Origin of the sequence: Amycolatopsis sp. (assembly GCF_036008905.1) — a bacterium.
Taxonomy (GTDB): Bacteria; Actinomycetota; Actinomycetes; order Mycobacteriales; family Pseudonocardiaceae; genus Amycolatopsis.
In genome coordinates, this window is sequence record NZ_DASYMU010000014.1 from 1 (window position 1) to 21004 (window position 21004).

A 21004-nucleotide genomic window follows, 5' to 3' on the forward strand; every position below is an offset into this window, starting at 1 on the left:
TTGTTTCGTAGAGTTACGGTGGTTATAGCGCCAGGGAAACGCCCGGTCCCATTCCGAACCCGGAAGCTAAGCCTGGTAGCGCCGATGGTACTGCAGTCGAAGGATTGTGGGAGAGTAGGACACCGCCGGACACAATTTAAAGAGACCCGGAACCCCGGTTGAGGACCTGCATGGTTCTCCCGGGGTTCCGGGCTTTTCTGCGCCCACAACCTTTCGCCCTGGAATGCTCGTATCCGTGCGCAGATCGCGTTCACGCGGTCAGGGAGTGCACTTACCCGTGCACAGACTGCGCTTACCCCGGATCGGCTCGAGTGCAGTCTGTGCACGGGTGAGTGCGGGGTGTGCGCGGGTGAGGGCAGGCTGGGGACGGGGTGGGTAGCCTGGCGGGGACTGGGTGGGGGTGAAGTGACGCGGGTCGAAGCGGTGAGTAAGCGGTACGGGTTTGGCCGGTGGGTGCTGAGGGACGTGAGTCTTGAGGTGTCCGCGGGTGAAGTCGCGGCGGTGGTCGGCGGTAACGGGTCGGGGAAGTCGACGTTGTTGCGGATGCTGGTCGGGTTGTCGCGGCCGACGAGCGGGACGGTGTCGGGGCGGCCGGCGGTTGTCGGATATGTGCCGGACCGGTTTCCGCCGAACGAGCGGCTGTCGGCGATGGCGTACCTCGGGCATATGGGCCGGATCCGCGGTCTCAGCACTCGTGACGCGGAGAGTAAGGCGGCGCAGCTGCTCGAACGGCTCGCGTTGGTGGGCGGGGTCGGTACTCCGTTGCGCACGTTGTCGAAGGGAAATGCGCAAAAAGTCGCGTTGGCCCAGGCACTTTTGATTCAGCCGAGACTGCTGGTGCTCGACGAGCCGTGGTCGGGGCTGGACGCTTCGGCGCACGGAGTCCTCGCGGAGATCATCGGCGAGGTGGCCGGCGCCGGGGGAGCCGTGGTTTTCACCGACCATCGTGAACAGGTCACCAGGACACACGCTTCACGGATCTACGGCATCAGCGAAGGTCGAGTCACCGCGAGTGAAACGGCCGAAATCGGAGCCGCTGTGGAAATCGTGCTCGCCAAGCGTGCGAACGCGGTCGAAACGGAATGGTCCGCGATCGACGGCGTGATCACCGCGGCAGAGAACGGCGAGAATGTCGCCATCAGAGTGACGCAGGCCGATTCCGACGCGCTGCTCATGGCCGCGCTGAACCAAGGCTGGTCGGTCAAAAGCGTTGCGCCCCAACGGGGAGGCGCTCGGTGATCGCGCTCTTCCGCTACACGCTCTCCACCATGCTGCACGCGCAGCGCTACCTCGCCCCCGTCCTGTTGTTCATGGGCGCCGTTGCCGTCGTATCCAGCAACGACTCCGGCCCGCTCGCCCCTACCTACGCGTTGTGCGGCGCGATCCTCCTGCTCTGCTCGACCTGGCTGACCATCGCACTGATCAGCGTCGACGACCCCGTGCACCGCGCGATCACCGTCGTCAACGCGGGCCGGTCGCACAACGTGCTGCTCGCGTCCATCGCCGTCGCGTTCGCCAGCAGTCTCGTGCTGACGGCGTTCGGCCTGGTCTTCCCTCTGCTGGTCGGCTCGCACGTGCTCACCGCCGACGACCTGCTCCTCGGCGTCGAAGCGCATCTCACCTGTGCGTGTGCCGGGATCGCGATCGGCCTGATCTGCTCACGGCTGGTGATCCGGCGCCAGGGGTATGCGCTCGTCGTCGCGATCGGGCTTGTCGCCGCGGTCCTGCTGGTCCCCGGCCTGCCGCCGGTCCACGTCCTGTTCCAGAAGATGGCGAACGTCCAGCGCGCGGCGGACCTGGTCGCGCCGGCCGCGGGTTACACCGCGATGGGGATCGCGCTGCTCGTCGTCAGCGCGATCGCCACCCAGTTCGTCACGACCCGGCGGGACTGACCGCGCCCACTAAAGATCGACTCAGTGCTGCGGGTCGAAATCGGTGATACCGCCCCAGCGTCCCGGCGGAAGCACGATGACCTGCGCCTTTCCGACGACGTTGCCCACCGGCACCAGTCCGTTCTGGCCACCACCGCCCTGGCAGCGTGAGTCGCAGGAGTTGTTGCGGTTGTCGCCCATCACCCAGAGGTAACCCGGCGGCACCGTGACCGGCTCGAACGGCTCCTGCGTCGGCGCCATGTCCGGCCGCCAGTAGACGTACGGCTCGTCGAGCGGCTTGCCGTCCACGATCACCCGGTTCTGGGAGTCGCAGCACTGCACGGTCTGACCGCCGACGGCGATGATCCGCTTGACGAAGTCGTCCTCACTCGGCTCGGCCATCCCGACCAGCGCCCCGAGCTTGCGCAGACCCGTCGCGACGAAGTTGCCCGACTCGGCCGCCTGGAACTCCGTGTTGCCCCAGCTGGCCGGGCGATGGAACACCACCACGTCGCCCGGCGAGGGGTCGACGAAGTCGTAACTGACCTTGTCCACGAGTATCCGGTCACCGGTACATCCGGTGCAGCCGTGCAAAGTTGTTTCCATCGACGCCGACGGGATGACGTACACGCGGGCGACGAAAACCTGAAGCAAGATCGAGAGCACCAGCGCGACCCCGATCAGGATCGGCAGCTCGCGCCAGAAGGACGACTTCTTCTTCGGCTTACGGCGCCTGCCAGGCGATTCGTCCCCTTGGACCGCCTCTGTCACCGGGTCGTCCGAGTGTCCTTTTTCGTCGCGCGCGTTCGCGGGTTCGTCCACTTCGTGAGTGTAGCCAGGGGAAATAAGGCCGCGGTGTCGTCGGAAACCGCTGTCGTGGCAGAGCGTCACACCACACGAACGGCCTAGCACGAACCGGTGAATTTTTGGCAGTATGCGCAGCGGGACGATCTTTCGCGTGCCTAAGCGATGGTGCTAAGGGGTGTTCGCATGGCTGAGTTGACCGGGCTGTGGCTGATCGGCGCGAGAGGGTCCGTCGCCACGACGGCCGTCTGCGGCCTGGCCGCGTTGCGGGCGGGTCTCGCGCCGGCCACCGGGTGTGTGAGCGAGCAGCTCGAGTTGGACCCGGCGGTCTTCCCCGGCTGGGACCAGCTTGTCGTCGGCGGACACGACATCTCGTCGACGCCGTTGGAGAAGCGGGCGGACGAACTGGCCGAGGCCGGGGTCATCCCGCGCCGGATCCTCGCCATGATCGGCGACGAACTCCGCCGGGTCGACGACGCCATCCGCCCTGGTTATCACCCGTCCTCGCATCCCGGAGCGCAGGCGGCCGCGGCCGCGCGGCTGGTCGAAGATCTGCTGGAGTTCAAGCGCCTCAACAACTTGGCGCGGGTCGTCGTGGTGAACGTGTCGTCCACCGAGCCGCCGGTCCCGCCACTTCCGGAGCACGAAGACCTCGACGCGTTGAAGCGCGCATTGGCCGATCCCGAACGTTGTGTGCTGACACCGAGTTCGCTCGCCGCCTATGCCGCGTTCACCGCCGGCTGCGCTTTCGTCGACTTCACGCCGTCGCCCGGTCTCCTGCTTCCGGTGCTCACCGACCTCGCGCGCAGCGTCGGCGTGCCGTACGCCGGCCGCGACGGCAAGACCGGGGAAACGTTGCTGCGCAGTGTGCTGGCGCCGATGTTCAGCGCGCGGGGCCTGCGGGTCCACTCGTGGTCGGGCACGAACCTGCTCGGCGGTGGCGACGGCGCGAACCTCGCCAATCCCACCAAGGCGGAGGGCAAGCTCGAGTCGAAGGCGCGTGGGCTCGCCGCGCTGCTCGGCCCGGACGTCACGGCCCCGCTGCATATCGACAATGTGCCTGACCTCGGTGAACGCAAGGTCGCTTGGGATTACGTGTCGTTCGAAGGGTTCTTGGGTGCCCGGATGAGCCTGCAGTTCAGCTGGGACGGCTACGACTCCGCGCTGGCCGCACCGCTGGTGCTCGACCTCGCCCGTCTCACCGCGGGTGCGCAAGTCGCCGGGCAGGCAGGCCCGTTGGGGGCGTTGGGGTTCTTCTTCAAGGATCCGCTCGGCAGTGACGAACACCGGCTCGCCGAACAGGCGCGCGAGCTGACCGAGTGGGTCCGGGCGACCGCCGCATGAAGGCCTGGTTGCAGCTGGTGCGGGCGCCCGCGGCGCTCACCGTCCTCGGTGACACGGTCGCCGGCGCGGCCGCGGCGGGCAAGCCGTTGCGGGGTAAGCGACTCGCGCTGCCGTTGTCTTCCGTCGCGCTCTACTGGTCGGGCATGGCGCTCAACGACTGGGCGGACCGCGAACTCGACGCGGTCGAACGTCCGGAGCGGCCCATCCCGTCCGGGCGGATTTCTTCGGAGCAAGCGCTTGCGGCGGCCGGCGCGCTCAGCTTGTCCGGTCTTTGTCTCGCCGCGTTCGCCGGTGGCCGTGACGCTTTGCGCGTGGCGGTGCCGCTCACCGCGGCGATCTGGGCCTACGACGTCAAATTGAAGTCCACCCCGGCCGGTCCGGCCGCGATGGCGTTGTGCCGCGCGCTCGACGTCACGCTCGGGGCGGGCGCCGGACGGTGGAAGTCGGCGCTGACCCCGGCTGCGGTGCTCGCGGGCCATACCTTCGGCGTGACCGCGGTTTCGCGCGGCGAGGTCCATGGCGGTTCGCCGGCCAGCGCGCGCTTGGCGTTGGCGGGAACCGTGTCCTCGGCGGTTGTCGCTGGTAGCGGCCGGATGAGCGCACCTTTGCACCGGCTCGCGGCGACGGCGTTCGCGCTCGGGTATGGCGGTTTCGTGGGGAGCGCACAGCTCGCGGCGAGCCGGGACCCGTCGGCGGCATCAGTGCGCAAAGCGACGGTGGCGGGTATACACGGCATGGTCCCGCTGCAGGCGGGATTGGCTGCCAGGCGGGGTTCCGTGCTCGGCGCGGTGCTCGTCGCGTGTGCGCTGCCGCTCGCTCGCCGGCTTTCGAGGAGGAACAGCCCGACATGACGTCGTTCCGGCTCGGTTATGGCACCAACGGATTTTCCAACCACCGCCTCGACGACGCGCTGCGGCTGATCGCGGAGCTCGGGTACACCTCGGTGGCGCTCACCCTCGACCACCAGCACCTGGATCCGTTCGGTGACAACGTCGTCACCGAAACGGATCGGGTGGCGGGGCTGCTTTCCGAGCTGGGTCTGCGCTCGGTGATCGAGACGGGCGCGCGGTATCTGCTGGACCCGCGGCACAAACACCATCCGACGCTGGTCTCGGCCGACGCCGGCGCGAGGATCGACTTTCTCGTGCGCGCGATCCGGATCGCGGAGTCGCTCGGCGCCGACTGCGTTTCGTTCTGGTCCGGGGTGAAAGCGTCCGATGTGGACGATCAGCTCGCCTGGCGCCGGATGACCGAGCACCTGAAACCGGTGCTGGAGGAAGCGCAGCGGCGGGACATCCGGCTGGGCATGGAACCCGAGCCGGGCATGCTCGTGCAGCATCTGCAGCAAGCGCTTACTCTCCGCCGCGAACTCGGCGAGCCCGACGCCTTCGGCATCACGCTCGACATCGGGCACTGTGTCGCTGTCGAGCCCGTCGACGCCGCGGCCTGTGTGCGGCTCGCCGGTGACCTGCTGGTCAACGTGCAACTGGACGACATGCTGCCCGGGGTCCACGAGCATCTCGAATTCGGCGAAGGTGACGTCGACCTGGCGGGGACGCTGGCCGCGCTGGCGGAGGTCGGGTACACCGGCGTCGCCGCGGTCGAACTGCCGCGGCACAGTCACGCGGCACCGGACGTCGCCCGGCGGGCCATCGAAGCGTTGCATGCCGCGATGCCGGTGGGCGCTCGGTGAACGACTCCTGGCTCGCGGACGCCTGGCTCGCCGACGCCGAAATCCGGATCCGGGCCGACCCGGCCGCCATCCACACGCTCTTTCCCGAGGTGGGCCGCAAGGTCGGCCGCGGGCCGCGGTATCCCGACAAGGACCCGGAAGGACTCGTCTACGGCACCGTCGACGACCAGGTGCGGGCCCGGTTGCTCGGTCTCCTCGCCGAGGTTCTCCCGGCGGAGACGATTGACGCTGAGGTCATCGACCTGTACCGCTACGGCGACGACGCGGAACGCCGTGGCGTGTTGCGTGGCCTGCCGAGACTGCCCGAATCCACGGTGCCTTTGGGGCTGGAACTGGTCGCGGACGGCCTGCGTACCAACGACATCCGCTTGGTTGCGGCCGCGCTCGGCGCGTTCGCGGCCGAGCATCTGGACCAGCACCAGTGGCGGCACGGCGTGCTGAAATGCCTGTTCGTCGGCGTGCCACTGCTCGCTGTCGTGGACCTCGACCTCCGGGTCGACGCCGAGTTGCGGCGCATGGTCGCCGACTACGCCGACGAACGCCGTGCGGCCGGTCGTGAGCTCGGGCCCGACGTCCTGACCTTGCTGGAGGAGCGATCATGAGAATCTTCGATCCGCATATCCACATGACCTCCCGCACCACCGACGACTACGAGAACATGTACCGGGTCGGCGTCCGCGCGCTGGTCGAACCGGCGTTCTGGCTGGGGCAGCCGCGCACCGGGGTGGTGGCGTTCACCGACTACTTCGACAGTCTCATCGGCTGGGAGCGGTTCCGGGCGGCCATGTTCGGTATCCGCCACCACTGCACGATCGCGTTGAATCCCAAAGAGGCCAACGATCCCCGGTGCGTCGAGGTGCTTGACGTGCTGCCGAGGTATCCCGCGCTCGTGGTGGTGGACCACCTCAACGAACCCACGGTCGGGCTTGTCACCGATTCCGGGCGCTGGATGGGCTTTTCGATCTACCCGGACACCAAAATGGACGAACACCGGATGGTCGCGCTGCTGCGTGAGTACGGAACCAGCCGGGTGCTGGTCAACTCGGCCGCGGACTGGGGCCGGTCCGATCCGCTGAAGACACACCACGTCGGTGTCGCGATGCTCGAAACCGGGTTCAGTGAGTCCGATGTGGACACCGTGCTGTGGCGGAACCCGGTCGAGTTCTACGGCCAGAGCGGCAGGCTCGTCCTGGACGAACTGCCCGGATTCACCGCGAGCACGGACGTCTTCGCGGGTAACTCGGTTCTCCGGGGCGGGGGCAACGACTGATGGGCGGCCTCTGTTACTGCACGAACGTCCATCCGGCCGAAGACCTCGCGGGAGTGCTCCGGCAGCTGGACACCCACGCGGCTCCGGTGCGGGAAGCGGCGGGTTTCGACCGGCTCGGACTCGGCTTGTGGCTCGCGGCCGACGTCGTCGCGGCACTGGCCGCGGATCCCGCCGAGCTGACGAAGTTGCGCCGTGAGCTGGACGCGCGTGAGCTGGATGTGCTGACCCTCAACGCTTTCCCGTACGGCGGTTTCCACGCCGAGGTCGTCAAGCATTCGGTCTACCGTCCACGATGGACGGACCAGGCGAGACTGGACTACACCGCCGGTTGTGTCACGGTGCTCGCCGGGTTGCTGGCGGAAAACGCCGACAGCGGCAGCATTTCCACGTTGCCGCTGGGCTGGCGGGAGCCGTGGACCGGTGAAGACGACGAGGCCGCGGGCGCGGCCATGAACGCGATCACCGAGATTCTGCGTCAGACGTCCAGCCGATTGGGCAAGCCGATCCGGCTCGCGGTGGAACCGGAACCGGGCTGCATCCTCGACACCGTCGCCGACGCCGTCAGCTGGCTCGCGCCGCGCGTCGATCCCGAATTCATCGGGCTGTGCCTGGATACCTGCCATCTCGCGGTGTCGTTCGCCGAACCGGCGGAGACCGTGGCGTCGATCTATGACGCCGGGTTGTCGGTGGTCAAGATCCAGGCTTCGGCGGCGTTGCACGTCGAACAACCCGCTGAGCGGGAGTCCCGGCGACTGCTCGCCGAGTTCGTCGAACCCCGTTACCTGCACCAGGTCCGGGAGCTCACGGCGTCCGGCAAGGTACTGGCGGCGGACGATCTGCCGGACGGGCTCGACGACTTGCCCGCTGAGGGCCCGTGGCGGGTGCACTTCCATGTGCCGCTGCACGCGGAACCGCAGCTCCCGCTGACGTCGACGACCGAGGTGATCCGCCAGTCGGTCGCCGCGGTACCGGCCGGGGCGTTGATCGAAGTGGAAACCTACACCTGGGAGGTCCTGCCGGAACGTCACCGGCAGGACCTCGTGCACGGCATCGCGGCCGAACTGCGTTGGGCCGCAAAGGAACTCCGATAGCTAGGATGGTTGTCGCATGAAACCACTCGTGGTGCTGGACGTCGTGGGGATGACCCCGCGGCTGCTCGCGCATATGCCGAATCTCGCCAAACTGGCCCAGCGCGGCTGGCAGGCGGAACTGGGCACGGTGCTGCCCGCGGTGACGTGCAGCGTGCAGTCGACGCTGCTCACCGGGCTGACGCCGGCCGAACACGGCATCGTCGGCAACGGCTGGTATTTCCGCGAGCTGGGTGAGATCCACTTGTGGCGCCAGCACAACAAGCTCGTCCACGGGGAAAAGCTGTGGGAGTCCGCGCGTTCGGCGCAGCCGGGCTACCGGGCCGCGAACGTGTGCTGGTGGTACGCGATGGGGGCGTCGACGGATCTTCTGGTCACCCCGCGTCCGGTGTATCACGCCGACGGCCGCAAATCGCCGGACTGCTACACCCGGCCGCCGTCCCTGCGCGACGAGCTCACCGCCGAACTCGGCACGTTCCCGCTGTTCCAGTACTGGGGGCCGACCGCGACGATCGAGTCCAGCCGCTGGATCATCGGTGCCGCCCGCCGGGTGCTGAAAACCGAGAAGCCGGACCTACTGCTGGTTTACGTGCCGCACCTGGACTACGACCTCCAGCGGTTCGGGCCGGACTCACCTCAGGCCGTCGAGGCCGCGAAGCTCGTCGACGCCGAAATCGCGCCGCTGCTGGATGATGCCGAAGCCGCGGGCGCGACCGTGGTGGCGCTGAGTGAATACGGCATCACCAACGTTTCGCGGTCGGTCGACATCAACCGTGTCCTGCGTACCGAAGGGCTGCTCGAGGTCTACACGCAGGCGGGCATGGAGTACCTCGACCCGTGGGCGTCGCGGGCGTTCGCCGTCGCGGACCATCAGGTCGCGCATGTGTACGTCGCCGACGACGCGGATCTCGAGAAGGTGCGAGACATCTTGGCCGCGCAGCCCGGCGTCGACGAGGTGCTCGACCGCGCCGCGCAGGCACGCTACGGCATCGACCATCCGCGCGCGGGGGAGTTGGTGGTGGTCGCGGAGCCTGATTCGTGGTTCACCTACTACTACTGGCTCGACGACGAACGCGCGCCGGATTTCGCCCGCGGTGTCGAAATTCATCGCAAGCCCGGCTACGACCCCGCCGAGCTGTTCTTCAACCCGGCCGACCCGCTGGTGAAGGCCAAGGCCGGGCTGACGCTCGCGCGCAAGAAGCTCGGGCTGCGCTACACGATGGGTGTGGTCCCGCTGGACGCCCACTGGGTCAAGGGATCCCACGGCCGGCTGCCGGATTCGCCCGCAGACGGTCCGGTCCTGTTGTGCTCGGATCCGCGCCCGTCGGAAGGTGTTGACAGTACTGGGAAAATCCGGGCGGTCGAGGTCGCCGACCTGTTACTCCGATTGCAGGGCTTTTCCGGAAGGGGCTGAATACCGCCGTCGCCGTTGTATCCTGATGGGCCAGGTACGCACCGGCGACGACTGGAGAATCCCATCGCACGCAGCAGCGGCACCTCCGGCGATGCGCTGCGCATCGATTTCGAGACCGACGCGGACGGTTGTACCCTGGTGCGGCCGTCGGGGCCTTTGAACGCCGTTACCTACGGCCATTTGCGCGACGTCGTACTCGAATGCGCCACGGCGATGCCCGCGGCGGTGATCGTCGACGTCGACACACTGGCAGTCCGGTCACCGGTGTCGCTGCTTGCGTTTTCCGTCGCCTGGGCACGCACCACGAAATGGCCGGGAGTGCCGATCCTGCTGGTCGCCGGGAAACCGACGAATCGTGCGTTGCTGGCGGAGAGCAGGGTCGCGCGATACGTGCCGGTGCACCCGGACCTGCGGTCGGCGAAACGTTCGCTGATGCCCGTGAAGCCGCGGCAGCGGGTCACGTTGCCGCTGGCTTGGGACAGTCGCAGCCCGCGCAGGGCGAGCCGGTTCGTCACCCAGACGTGTACATCCTGGGGGATTGGCCATGAAGCCACCGCGGACGCGGCTGCCGTCACCACTGAACTGGTGGAGAACTCCGTGGTGCACACCCATTCGGCGCCATTGCTGCGACTCGAACTCCACCGCAGCGTGCTGACCGTCGCGGTGTCCGACGGCGATCCGGCGCCCGCGGTGCTCGGCGACTGCTTCCAGGCACGCGGACTGAACCTGGTGGCCTATTTCGCGCGGGCGTGGGGATGTATGCCGACGTCGGAAGGCGGGAAGGTGGTCTGGGCGGTGCTTCGCCAGGCGAGGACTCCCTGACGCCGTGGATCGCGTCCGGGTGCGCGTGGATCGCACTCGGGTGTGCACAGACCGCACTCGGGTGCGCGTGGATTGCGAACACTCGAAGCTGACCGGTTGCTGACAGGATTCGAATAAAGTTCCGCGATGCTACTGGCGTGTGGAAAAGAATCTTGGTGCTGGTGACGGTATTCGGCGTTGTTTGTGGCGGGGCGGCGAGTGCGTCGGCGGGGGTGGGGAGTGACGGGATCGGGGATCCGGCGTTTCCGCAGGACGGGAATGGGGGATATCGGGTTTCGCATTATGAGGTGAAGCTGGATTATGATCCGGCGAAACCTGATTTTTTGTTTCGCGACCTATGCGGAATGGCTGTGGAACGAAGCCAAAGAAGGCCACGACCTCGACGCCGACTACCGCAAGATCGTCGCGGAGCGGAAAGGCGACCCGGAGTTCTGGAAGTACCCGCTCGCCGAGCCCGGTGATGCGTTCTACGGCGGCTCGTACACGGTCGGCCCGCTGATGCTGCACGCGTTGCGGCGCACAGTCGGTGACGACGTCTTCTTCCGGACGCTCAAGGACTTCCTGCGGCAGAACCAGTACGGAAACGCTTCTTGGCTTGACTTCGAGAAGCTTGTGGCGCACGAATCCGGGCGGAATCTGTCCGCGTTCTTCCAGGCCTGGGCGCACAGCGACAAGGTGCCCGCCGACGAATTCCTCTATCCCAGCTCATAGAAAGTGTTGTCCATGTGGAAAAAACTCGTCACCACGGCGGTGGTCGTCAGTACCGGCATCGCCCTGAACGCGGCTCCGGCGTCGGCCGGTTTTTCGGCGGGGTCGGATGGCTTGGGTGATCCCTATTTCCCGCAGGACGGGAATGGCGGCTACCAGGTGTCGAACTACGACGTGAAGGTCGGCTTCGACCCGGCCAAGCCCGAGTTCCTGGCCGGGGACACCACGGTGAACGCGATCGCGACCCAGGACCTGGACCGGTTCAACCTCGATCTCGAAGGGTTCGAGATCGCCAGTGTCACGGTGAACGGTGTGCCCGCCAAGGCTTTCAGCCGGGCGGGAGCGCATGAGCTGGTGATCACGCCCAAGAACCGGGTCCACAAAGGATCGAAGCTCGACGTCCGGGTCGTCTACCACGGCAAACCGGTGGGACCGAGCTGGCACAAGCTCACCGGCGGCGGGGTGAGCGTCACCGGCGAGCCACACTCCGCGACGGCCTGGTACCCGCTCAACGATCACCCGTCGGACAAGGCGACCTTCCACCTGACGGCGACCGTGCCCGACGGCTGGACGGTCATCGGCAACGGCCTGCCGGGACCGACGACCGAGCGAAACGGGCAGAAGACGTTCCGCTGGAACGAAGACCGGCCGATGGTTTCGTACGCGAGCACCATGGCCATCGACAAGTTCACCGTGCACACCACGAAACTCGCCGACGGCACGCCGGTCGTCAACGCCTACGGCCAAGGCACCTCGATCATCCCGGATTCCGAAGGGCAACTGCCCGAGATCCTCGGCTTCCTGTCCTCGAAGTACGGCAAGTATCCGTTCTCCTCCACGGGATCCATCGTCGTGAGCTCCTCGGACGCGAACGTGATCGGCGCGCTGGAAACCCAGACCCGGCCGACCTACCAAGGCGCGTTCTTCGACGTCTCGGCCGTGCACGAGCTGACGCACCAATGGTTCGGCGACAGCGTCTCGTTCTCCGACTGGCGCGACGGCTGTCTCGCGGAATGCTTCGCGCAGTACGCCGGGCAACTGTGGGACGAGTACAAGTTCGGCGCGAACCTGGACGAGAGCTATCGCGCTATCGTCGCGGAAAACAAGGACACAGCGCCGTTCTGGGACGTCACGCTGTACGACCCGGGCAAGGACCAGCCGCTCCCTCCCGCCATCTACGACCGTGGCGCGCTCATGCTGCACGCGCTGCGGCGGACCGTCGGGGACGACAAGTTCTTCGGAATCCTTCAGGGCTGGACGAAACAGCACCAGTACGGCAACGCCTCCTGGCCCGACTTCGAGACGTTCGCGGGTCAGCGATCAGGCCAGAACCTGACCGGGTTCTTCCAGGCCTGGGCGCACGGCACCACGATCCCGGCCGAGCAATACCTTTATCCCGGCACGCTCAAGCCGTAGCGGCACTTTCGGCGGGGAGGCGCAGGATGAACGTCGAGCCCTGGCCGGGGACGCTGGTGGCGGTCACGGTCCCGCCGTGGCCTTCCGCGAGTTTGCGGACGATGGCGAGGCCGAGACCGCTGCCCCCGGACTGCCGGTTACGCGATTTGTCCGCCCGCCAGAAGCGGTCGAACACGTACGGCAGGTCCTCCTCGTCGATGCCGACCCCGGTATCGATGACCTCGAACACGACGTCGTCACCTTCGCGGCGGTCCTGGACGGTGACGGTGCCGCCGCCCGGGGTGTGCCGGATGGCGTTGGACACCAGGTTGTCGACGGCCTGCCGCAGGCGCACCGGATCGGCCGACAGGTCCAGCTCCGGGCTGGAGTGCACGACGAGTTCGACGTTCGCGGCGGCGGCACGCGGGCTGTGCGCGGTGGCGACCTGGTGCAGGATGTCCGACGCGCTGATCGCCTCCTGGTGCAGGCGCAGCGTTCCGGCGTCGGCCATCGCCAAGTCCTGCAGGTCGTCGATGATGTGCTGGAGGTGCAGGGCCTCCTCCAGCAGGGACGACACGAGCGTCTGGTCGAGTTTGCTGACGCCGTCCTGGGTGGCTTCGAGCCAGCCGCGGATGTTGCTCAGCGGCGTCCGTAGCTCGTGGGCGATGTCGCTGACCATCGCTTTCCGGGTGCCCTCAAGGCGTTCACGGCTTTCGGACATCGCGTTGAACGCCGCCGCGAGCTTCCCGATCTCGTCCTTGCTCTTCACCACGACCCGCGCGCCGATGTCGCCCTCACCCATTCGCTGGGCCGCGCCGGTCAGCGCGCGCAGCGGCCGGATCAGCCGCGAGCCCGCGAGCACGGTCACCACGATGGTGAGCAGCAGAACCCCGCCGGCCACTCCCGCGATCCGCGACCAGTTCTGCGACGACAGGTCGAACGCGCTGGGCGGGACACCGCTCGGGTTGGTGATGAACAGCAGCGCGGGCGGCGCGACGAACGGCGTCAGCTGCTCGTGGCGGGCCGAGGTGATGCAGCCCTGGACCAGCCGGTCGGTGTCCGGGCCGGCCGGCTCCTTCGTGAACCAGCTGAGGTCCAGCTGTACGGCTATGGCGGTTTGGCCGCTGCGGGCGAGACAGTCGTTGACCAGCTGGTTGAGCTGGTTCAGCGCCACCTGTTCGGTTTTGGTCGGCTGGGAGAGCACCCGCGCCTTGCACGTGTTGTCGACGTACGGGTCGGGGCTGACGACCGTGGGATGGCCGCTGGGCGAGGTGACGATGTTCCCGAAACCGGCCCGGTCTTGGACGCATTTCAGCACCCGCGTGGCGAGGGCCTGGAGATCGTCCCGTTCGGCTTGGGACAGGTCGAACGGGCCGACGGCCTGGGGATCGATGCGGTCGGCCGCGGAGTCCGCGACCAGGCTGGAGTCCACGGACAGCGGATCGACCGTCGCCGACGCCTCGATCGGCAGCGGGCCGGGGCTCTTCGCCGAGTCGGCGATCGGCGCGCGCTCCGGGGTGGTCAGCACGACCCGGCGACCGGTGATCTGCGAGTAGGTGTCGACGAGCGGGCCGACGTCGGCCCAGTTCTGGTGCTTCGAGGCGTATCCGAGCAGGCCCTGGTAGATCTTGCTGTCGTCGGCGAGCGCCTGGCCCTGTTCCTGCTGGATCGCGCCGGACGTCGTCCGCGCCGCGAGCCACGCGGTGGCCGCGATCGCGCACACGGCTACGAGCGCGGACACCGCCAGCAGCCTGACCAGCAGACTACGATGCACCGTTCTGCCTTTCCTCGCCCGCGGTGAGCTTGTAGCCGACGCCGTAGACGGTCATCAGCCGGGCGGGTTTGCGCGGCCGGGTCTCGATCTTCTTGCGCAGGTTCATCACGTGGACGTCGATGGCGCGGGTGGTGATGTACCGGTCGAACCCGTGCAGGTGCTCGAGCAACTGGCCGCGGGTGAACACCCGATCGGGATGCGCGGCCATCACCTCGAGCAGCCGGAACTCGCCGGGAGTGCACTCGATCGGCTTACCGTCGACGGTCACCTCGTGGCGTACCGGATCGAGGGTGAGCGTGCCGACGCGCAGCAGCGGATCGGGCGGGGTGGCCGCCACACGGGTGCGGCGCAGCAGGGTGCGGACGCGGGCCATGAGCTCGCGCGGGCTGTACGGCTTGGTCACGTAGTCGTCCGCGCCGAGGTCGAGACCCAGCAGGAGATCGTCCTCTGTGGAGCGTGCCGTCAGCATCAGCACCGGCAGATCGGTTTCCTGGCGCAGGATGCGGCAGACGTCCAGACCGTCCACTTTGGGCAGCATGATGTCGAGCACGAGCAGGTCCGGCGGCGTCCGGCGGACTTCGTCGAGCGCGGCCCGCCCGTCGGAGACGACGATGACCGAATGCTGCTCGCGCTCGAGATACCGGCGTACGAGTTCGGCCTGTTTTTCGTCGTCTTCGGCCACCACGATATGCGCGCACATGCCGCTGATCATAGGTCGGCGCGGCGGTCTCGGCCCGGCCGTCATGGGAGTACTACCGGCTCCTGACCGCTTCCTGACAATCCTTGGTGATAGTGGCCGTCATGACCTTCTTCCTCGACAGCGCCGGCCTTCGCTGGGGCGCTGTGCTGTTCGCTTCCATCGCGGTGCTGAGTGCTTGCGGCGGCCAGCCCGCCGGCCAGCCCCAGGTGGCCTCCTTACCGAGTGCTTCGGCCCCTGCGCCGACGTCGTCCACAGTGGACGAATCACAGCGGCCGCAGTTGCGGCTGGACGACACCGACGAGGAGATCAAGCAGGCGTGGGCTGGCTACAACAGCTGTCTGAAGGAGCACGGGCACAAGGTGATCGCGGCTCGCGGGGACAGTCCCGACCAGAACGACAACAGTCCTGCGGGGAAAGCGGCCACGGTGGCCTGCAAGGGAAAGCTCCCGCTGCAGCCGCCCGAAATGGACGCCGGCAAGAACCCGCGGTTCCTCGACGACTACCGGGACTGGATCACCTGCCTGAACCAGAAAGGCGTGCCCGTCAAGGCCACCGACCCGCCCGGCAGCGGCTGGACGTACACCGCGCAGCCCAAGATGTCCGCTACCGCGAGCCGCAAGATCGAGCTGGACTGCAAGATGGAGGCCTTCAGTGGAAAGTGAGGACTCCGCAGGTCGCAAGAAGGCCGTCGTCGTGGTCCTGTCGGTAGCGGTCGTGGCCGCCATCGCGGTGGGCGCGTTCGTGGTGATCAGCCACGGCAAGGCCACCCAGGCCGCCGCGAGCCCACCGGCCGCGGTGAGGACGGTCGCGATCGAGAAGACCGACCTCACCGACACCCAGTCGTTCTCCGGCACGCTTGGTTTCGGCACCCCGCAAACACTCAAAGGCGCCGGTGAAGGCGTGGTCACCAAACTGCCCAAGACCGGGGATATCGCCCAGCGCGGCGAATCGCTGTATTCGGTCAACGGCAAGGAAGTCCCGGTCTTCTTCGGGGACACTCCGTTGTTCCGCAAGCTCGACAACCCGGATCTGCAGGGCACCGATGTCGCGATGGTCGCGGACAACCTCGCCGCGCTGGGTTACAAATCCGGGACCCGCGCCAAGGATCCCGAGAAGGCGAAGTTCACCGCGGCGGTGTCCGACGCGCTCAAGCGGTGGCAGAAGAAAGCCGGGCTCGACGACACGGGCACGCTCGACGTCGGCCAGGTCGTGGTGCTTCCGGGCGCGGTGCGGGTGAACGCGGTTTCGGTGCTGCTGGGCGATTCCGTCGCCGCGCCGCTGATGACGGTCACCCCGACGGACAAGGTCGTCACGGTACCGGTGGACGCCACCGAGGTCGGCTCGATCAAAACCGGGGCCGCGGTGACGATCGTGCGGCCCGACAACAAGGAGATCCCGGCGAAGGTGACCGCGATCAGCACCACGGTGAACGGTGCGAAGGATCCCACCGGCGGACTGGGCACGCAGGGGCCGCCGAAGGTCGACATCCTGGTCACCCCTGACGACGAACAGGCCGTCGCCGACCTCGATTCCGCGTCGGTGCAGGTCCAGGTCACCACGCAGACGCATCCCGGGGTGCTCGCGGTGCCGGTCGGCGCGCTCGTGGCGTTGCGGGAGGGCGGATACGCCGTGCAGCTGCCCGGAGGCCAGCTGAAAGCGGTGCAGACGGGGATGTTCTCCCGCGAACTGGTCGAGATCACCGGCGACGGGCTCGCGGCGGGGATGCAAGTGGTGACGACGTCGTGACGACTCCGGTCCTGGCCCTGCACGGGGTGAGCAAGATCTACCCCGGTGACGTGGCCGCTTTGGACGACGTTTCGCTGGCTGTCCACGCGGGCGAGCTGCTCGCGATCGTCGGGCCGTCGGGGTCGGGCAAATCCACGCTGCTGAACATCATCGGCACGCTGGACCTGCCGAGCCACGGCGTCGTGGAGATCGGCGGACAGGACGTCACCCAGCTGTCCGACCGGCGGCTTTCGGCGTTGCGCGGGCGCTGGCTGGGCTTCGTGTTCCAGCAGTTCCACCTCACCGACGGGCTCAGCGCGACCGAAAACGTCGCGACCGGGTTGCTGTATGCCGGGGTGCCCCGCAAACAACGCCGTCCGCTGGCGCTGGAGGCGTTGGACCGCGTGGGGCTTTCGCACCGTGTCGACCATCTGCCGCACCAGCTTTCCGGTGGCGAGCGGCAGCGGGTGGCCATCGCGCGGGCCGTGGTCAACGACCCCGCGCTGGTGCTGGCCGACGAGCCGACCGGCGCGCTGGACACCGCCAACGGGCAGGCGGTTCTTGACCTGCTGATGGCTTTGAATGGTGAGGGCACGACGATCGCGATCATCACCCACGACCGCGACATCGCGGCGCAACTGCCGCGGCAGGTCGAATTCCGGGACGGGCGCGTCGTTTCCGACACCCACGCGGGGAGCCCGGTATGACGGACACACAGCCCGTCCGGCTGGCCCTGACCGACATCCTGCGGCTCGGCATGCTGGGCATCAGCACCCGTAAACTGCGCGCGGCGCTTTCGGCGCTGGGGATTTCGATCGGTATCGCGACGATGATCATCGTGACCGGCATCCCGGCGTCGAGCCAGGCAGCGCTACTCGAAGAGCTTTCGGCGTTGGGTACCAACATGTTGCGCGCGGAACCCGCGCCGAACCAGACGCCGCCGGTGTTGTTGCCGGAGAGCTCGCTCGGCAGCGTCGAGCGGATCGGGCCGGTGACCGGGGCGGCGATGGTGGCCAACACGCACACGGTCGTCCGCCGGTCCGACCGGACCGATCCGAACGACGGGTCCGGGCTGACCGTGTTGGCCAGCAGCCTGGGATTGCTCGACGCGATCAACGGGAAGGTCCACTCCGGAAAGTTCCTCGATCCGTCCACACAGGACTTCCCGACCGCGGTTCTCGGTTACGTGGCCGCGACCCGGCTCGGGATCAACCAGCTCGTTCCCGGGCAGCAGGCACCGCAGGTGTACATCGCGAACCACTGGTTCAGCGTGATCGGGATCCTGGACCCGATGCCGCTGGCGCCCGACGTCGAGCGGGCGGTGATGGTCGGCTGGGGCGCGGCGAAGAGTCAGCTCGGCTTCGACGGGCATCCGACGGTGATGTACGTGAAGGCGAGGGAAAACGCGATCGAGGACGTGCGCGCGGTGTTGCCCGACACGCTCTACGCGCAGCTTCCGGGACTGGTCCAGGTGAGCCGCCCGTCCGACGCGCTCGCCGCGAAACGCGCGTCGGAGAGCAATTTTTCCGCGCTGTTCCTGGGTTTGGCCGGGGTCGCGCTGCTCGTCGGCGGGGTCGGGGTGGCCAACACGATGTTCATCTCGGTGCTCGAACGGCGTCGCGAAATCGGGCTGCGACGGGCTTTGGGCGCGACCCGCGGGCAGATCCGGAGCCAGTTCCTCACCGAGGCGGTCGCGTTGTCCGGGCTCGGCGGGCTCGCGGGGACCGTGCTCGGGGTGGTGGTGACGCTCGGCTACGCGACGTACCAGGGCTGGCCGCCGGTGATTCCGCCACTCGCCGTGGTCGGCGGGGTGCTCGGGGCGGTGGTCGTCGGCGTGGTGGCCGGGATCCATCCGTCGATCCGGGCCGCGCGGCTGACGCCTACGCAAGCGCTTGCATCGACATGACAAGGGGGAAAACGATGAGGTATTTCGTCTGTGGCGGGGTGCTGCTGGCGCTGCTCGCCGGGTGCGGCACCGCTGAGCAGAAGGCGCCGGAGGTGGCGTCGCTCGCCACGCCCAGCGCCAGTTCGCCGAGTTCGCCCAGTTCATCCGGTTCGCCGACGGCCACGCCGGAGGACGAGCGGCCGCGGCACCGGGTGGACGAGACGAAAGAGGAGTCCATGCGGCTGATCGAGCCGTGGCTCGCCTGCATGAAGAAGAACGGCGCGGACATGGACGAGCAGCCCAACTCGTCGATCAAGGCCGCGGAGGAGTGGAGCGCGGCGCACCAGGACGCGAGGAACGCGTGTATCGGCAAGCTGCCGCTGCTGCCCTGGGGCGAGGACCGCGAGAACCCGGCGTACCGGGACAACGTCCACAACTGGGTGAAATGCATGACCGACCAGGGGATGGACGTCGTCGAGACACCGGATGACGCCGAGTCGCCGTGGCACTTCGGGGATGGCAAGCAGCCCGCCGACGCTCCGGCGATCGAGCAGCGATGCGAGGTCAAGGTCATGGGGCCGAGCGACAAATGACCGTCCGGTTGAGCTTCGAAACGGAAACGGTTGCGCCGGAGGAAGAGGTCGCCGAGGGCGAGGAGGTCGACGAAGCGGTCACGGGGTCTCCTGAGTAGCGTCAGGGGACGCACGAAAAGGGAGAACCGGATGTCCTGCCGACGGATCGGGCTTGTTGTACACCAAGGTCGGCCCGCCGCGGTCGCTGCCGCGGAGGTCGTCCGCCGCTGGTCGGGCGAGCGCGGGATCGACGTCCGCGACGTCGACGTCTGGAAGACCGACGGTGACCCCGGCATCCGGCGGCACGCGAAGGACGAGGTCAGCTCGACGGGTCATCCGGACCTCGTGGTGACCATCGGCGGCGACGGGACGTTCCTGCGCGGCGCCCGGGTGGCCGCCGTCGACGGGGTGCCGGTACTCGGGGTCAACTCCGGGCGCGTCGGGTTCCTCACCGAGATCGAGCCGTCGGAGATCGCGGAGTCGCTGAGCGCGTTCGAGGCCGGTGAAGCCGTTATCGAGGAGCGGCAGGTGCTCACCATGGAGGCGTCCCGGCCGCTGGAGATTCCCGGCGGGATGGGCGCGCTGCTCTGCTACAGCCGCGGTCCGCTGTTGCCTCCGCCGCAGCTCAGGCCCTATTCCGGGGTCGGATCGTCCGCCGGGGTGCAGCTCGACGTCACCGCGGTGAACGACGTCGTGTTCGAGAAGCTCGCCCGGGATCGGCAGGCCAGTCTCGGGGTCTATATCAACGGCGAGCTGTTCGCGTCCTACTCGGCCGACGCGCTGATCGTCGCGAGCCCGACCGGGTCGACGGCGTACAACTTCGCCGCCGGCGGGCCGGTGCTCTCACCACGGATGCGGGGGATCGTGTTCACCCCGGTCGCGCCGCACATGGTGTTCAACCGCAGCGTCGTCGTCGCGCCGGACGAGACGGTGGCCGTCCGGGTGCTGGAGGGGTCGGGGCAGGTCGCGGTCAGTGTGGACGGTCAGCTGCGCGGCGTGCTCGACCCGGGGGACTGGGTGAGCGTGCTCGCGGCGGAGTGGCTGATCCGGCTGGTCAGGCTGCGCCCGGCGAACTTCTACTCGCGCCTGCGGCAGCGGTTCGGCCTCAGCGACGCGCCCGCCGCCATCGCCGACACCAACCACACCGGCGAACCCCGCTAGCCCTGGGCCGCCATCTGTCGACAGATGGCGATTTCTCGCTAGCCCTGGGGGAATGTGTCGACACTTTTCCCGGGTCAGGGGCGGAAGGATTCGGCGTAGTGGACGGCCGCGTCCATGGCGAGCGTGAACGGCTTGGGGTCGCGCCGGGCCTGGGACAGGAGCAGGCCGCCCTGCATGGCGGACATGAACGCGGTGGTGATGTCGGCCGGGTCGGCGCCGGGTATCAGTTCGCCGCGGGCCCGCAGTTCGGTGAAGCCGTCCAACAGGTAGCGCTCCCACCGGTCGAAGGCGCGGACGATGTCGAGCCGTGCGGTTTCGTCGTGGTCGACGATCTGGCGGGCGAGTGAGCCGATCGGGCAGCCGTGCCGGCAATTGCGTTGCTGCCCGAGCTGCACCATCCGGTCGGCCCAGTCGCGCAGGTTCTCCCAGCTGTCCAGGTTGTCGAGCAGCGGACGCTGCGAGTCGAGCAGCCGGTCGGTCTGGAACGCGATCACGGCCCGGACGAGGTCGGACTTGTCCGCGAAGTAGTGGTAGAGCTGCGATTTGCTGGTCCGGGTCGCTTCGCGCACCTGGTCCAGGGTGGTCGTGGTGATGCCCTGGTCGAAGATCAGGCCGGCCGCGGCCTCGATGATCCGCTGCCTGGTCACCTCGCCCCGGCTGGTTAAGGGCTTGACGGCGGTGGACGATGACATACCGTCCACGGTACGCGCGAATGGACCGCTGGGTCCAGTCGGCGAAAACTGTACAAACACTTGACGTAACGTCATGTCACTGTAGA

The 21004-nt window shown here is 67.8% G+C and carries 20 protein-coding genes, 1 rRNA gene and 1 pseudogene; 18 read left to right on the plus strand and 4 right to left on the minus strand.

Annotated elements, in window-relative coordinates:
• Nucleotides 1-14: 14 nt before the first annotated feature.
• From rrf to VGP60_RS02340, 3 genes are all read left to right on the plus strand, one after another.
• Nucleotides 15-131, plus strand: a 5S ribosomal RNA gene (rrf, locus tag VGP60_RS02330).
• Nucleotides 132-405: 274 nt separating this feature from the next.
• Complete coding sequence (locus tag VGP60_RS02335; protein ID WP_327546143.1) at nucleotides 406-1239, plus strand: ABC transporter ATP-binding protein; 834 nt, start codon at nucleotides 406-408, stop codon at nucleotides 1237-1239.
• The gene (locus tag VGP60_RS02340) at nucleotides 1236-1892 is read left to right on the plus strand and encodes a hypothetical protein (RefSeq protein WP_327546144.1); all 657 of its coding nucleotides are present in this window, start codon (nucleotides 1236-1238) and stop codon (nucleotides 1890-1892) included. Before VGP60_RS02335 ends, VGP60_RS02340 begins: the two co-directional genes overlap by 4 nt.
• A gap of 21 nt (nucleotides 1893-1913) precedes the next feature.
• Here VGP60_RS02340 and lepB read toward each other — a convergent pair whose 3' ends face one another.
• Entirely contained in the window at nucleotides 1914-2693 is a 780-nt protein-coding gene (gene lepB, locus VGP60_RS02345) for a signal peptidase I (RefSeq protein WP_414640275.1), read from the minus strand.
• Between the two features lie 168 nt (nucleotides 2694-2861).
• On the opposite strand from lepB, the gene VGP60_RS02350 reads away from it, so the two are divergent.
• From VGP60_RS02350 to VGP60_RS02390, 9 genes and pseudogenes are all read left to right on the plus strand, one after another.
• The gene (locus tag VGP60_RS02350; RefSeq protein WP_327546145.1) at nucleotides 2862-4019 is read left to right on the plus strand and encodes an inositol-3-phosphate synthase; all 1158 of its coding nucleotides are present in this window, start codon (nucleotides 2862-2864) and stop codon (nucleotides 4017-4019) included.
• Nucleotides 4016-4870 carry an SCO3242 family prenyltransferase gene (locus VGP60_RS02355; RefSeq protein ID WP_327546146.1) on the plus strand — a complete coding sequence of 285 codons (855 nt, stop codon included), beginning with the start codon at nucleotides 4016-4018 and terminating at the stop codon, nucleotides 4868-4870. Before VGP60_RS02350 ends, VGP60_RS02355 begins: the two co-directional genes overlap by 4 nt.
• Nucleotides 4867-6314, plus strand: a pseudogene (locus tag VGP60_RS02360) (EboA domain-containing protein). The gene VGP60_RS02355 and the pseudogene VGP60_RS02360 overlap by 4 nt, the downstream one beginning before the upstream one ends.
• Nucleotides 6311-6982, plus strand: coding sequence for a hydrolase TatD (locus VGP60_RS02365; RefSeq protein WP_327546147.1), 672 nt, complete (start codon nucleotides 6311-6313; stop codon nucleotides 6980-6982). Before VGP60_RS02360 ends, VGP60_RS02365 begins: the two are co-directional and overlap by 4 nt.
• Nucleotides 6982-8073: a metabolite traffic protein EboE gene (gene eboE / locus VGP60_RS02370; RefSeq protein ID WP_327546148.1), complete on the plus strand. Its 1092-nt coding sequence runs from the start codon at nucleotides 6982-6984 to the stop codon at nucleotides 8071-8073. Before VGP60_RS02365 ends, eboE begins: the two co-directional genes overlap by 1 nt.
• 16 nt (nucleotides 8074-8089) lie before the next feature.
• Nucleotides 8090-9484, plus strand: coding sequence for an alkaline phosphatase family protein (locus VGP60_RS02375; protein ID WP_327546149.1), 1395 nt, complete (start codon nucleotides 8090-8092; stop codon nucleotides 9482-9484).
• Between the two features lie 180 nt (nucleotides 9485-9664).
• Nucleotides 9665-10306 carry an ATP-binding protein gene (locus tag VGP60_RS02380; protein ID WP_327546150.1) on the plus strand — a complete coding sequence of 214 codons (642 nt, stop codon included), beginning with the start codon at nucleotides 9665-9667 and terminating at the stop codon, nucleotides 10304-10306.
• A gap of 300 nt (nucleotides 10307-10606) precedes the next feature.
• Nucleotides 10607-11017: a M1 family aminopeptidase gene (locus tag VGP60_RS02385; protein WP_327546151.1), complete on the plus strand. Its 411-nt coding sequence runs from the start codon at nucleotides 10607-10609 to the stop codon at nucleotides 11015-11017.
• A 12-nt stretch (nucleotides 11018-11029) separates the two neighbouring features.
• Nucleotides 11030-12430: a M1 family metallopeptidase gene (locus tag VGP60_RS02390; RefSeq protein WP_327546152.1), complete on the plus strand. Its 1401-nt coding sequence runs from the start codon at nucleotides 11030-11032 to the stop codon at nucleotides 12428-12430.
• Here VGP60_RS02390 and VGP60_RS02395 read toward each other — a convergent pair.
• Nucleotides 12420-14183, minus strand: coding sequence for a HAMP domain-containing sensor histidine kinase (locus VGP60_RS02395; RefSeq protein WP_327546153.1), 1764 nt, complete (start codon nucleotides 14181-14183; stop codon nucleotides 12420-12422). The two genes, VGP60_RS02390 and VGP60_RS02395, sit on opposite strands and share 11 nt — an antisense overlap.
• On the minus strand, nucleotides 14173-14883 hold the full coding sequence (locus VGP60_RS02400) for a response regulator transcription factor (RefSeq protein WP_327546154.1): 711 nt from the start codon (nucleotides 14881-14883) through the stop codon (nucleotides 14173-14175). Before VGP60_RS02400 ends, VGP60_RS02395 begins: the two co-directional genes overlap by 11 nt.
• A 101-nt stretch (nucleotides 14884-14984) precedes the next feature.
• On the opposite strand from VGP60_RS02400, the gene VGP60_RS02405 reads away from it, so the two are divergent.
• The 6 genes from VGP60_RS02405 (at nucleotide 14985) to VGP60_RS02430 (ending at nucleotide 20226) form a co-directional block, all read left to right on the plus strand.
• A complete protein-coding gene (locus tag VGP60_RS02405) occupies nucleotides 14985-15545 on the plus strand; it encodes a hypothetical protein (protein ID WP_327546155.1) in 561 nt (186 codons plus the stop codon).
• On the plus strand, nucleotides 15535-16629 hold the full coding sequence (locus tag VGP60_RS02410; RefSeq protein ID WP_327546156.1) for a peptidoglycan-binding protein: 1095 nt from the start codon (nucleotides 15535-15537) through the stop codon (nucleotides 16627-16629). Before VGP60_RS02405 ends, VGP60_RS02410 begins: the two co-directional genes overlap by 11 nt.
• Nucleotides 16626-17315 carry an ABC transporter ATP-binding protein gene (locus tag VGP60_RS02415; RefSeq protein ID WP_327546157.1) on the plus strand — a complete coding sequence of 230 codons (690 nt, stop codon included), beginning with the start codon at nucleotides 16626-16628 and terminating at the stop codon, nucleotides 17313-17315. Before VGP60_RS02410 ends, VGP60_RS02415 begins: the two co-directional genes overlap by 4 nt.
• On the plus strand, nucleotides 17312-18514 hold the full coding sequence (locus VGP60_RS02420; protein ID WP_327546158.1) for an ABC transporter permease: 1203 nt from the start codon (nucleotides 17312-17314) through the stop codon (nucleotides 18512-18514). Before VGP60_RS02415 ends, VGP60_RS02420 begins: the two co-directional genes overlap by 4 nt.
• A gap of 14 nt (nucleotides 18515-18528) precedes the next feature.
• Nucleotides 18529-19086 (plus strand): hypothetical protein, encoded by a 558-nt coding sequence (locus VGP60_RS02425; protein WP_327546159.1) that lies wholly within the window; start codon nucleotides 18529-18531, stop codon nucleotides 19084-19086.
• 129 nt (nucleotides 19087-19215) lie between these two features.
• Nucleotides 19216-20226, plus strand: coding sequence for an NAD(+)/NADH kinase (locus tag VGP60_RS02430; protein WP_327546160.1), 1011 nt, complete (start codon nucleotides 19216-19218; stop codon nucleotides 20224-20226).
• Nucleotides 20227-20300: 74 nt separating this feature from the next.
• Here the strand turns inward: VGP60_RS02430 and VGP60_RS02435 are convergent, their stop codons facing one another.
• Nucleotides 20301-20918 carry a TetR/AcrR family transcriptional regulator gene (locus VGP60_RS02435; RefSeq protein ID WP_327546161.1) on the minus strand — a complete coding sequence of 206 codons (618 nt, stop codon included), beginning with the start codon at nucleotides 20916-20918 and terminating at the stop codon, nucleotides 20301-20303.
• Nucleotides 20919-21004: the final 86 nt, after the last annotated feature.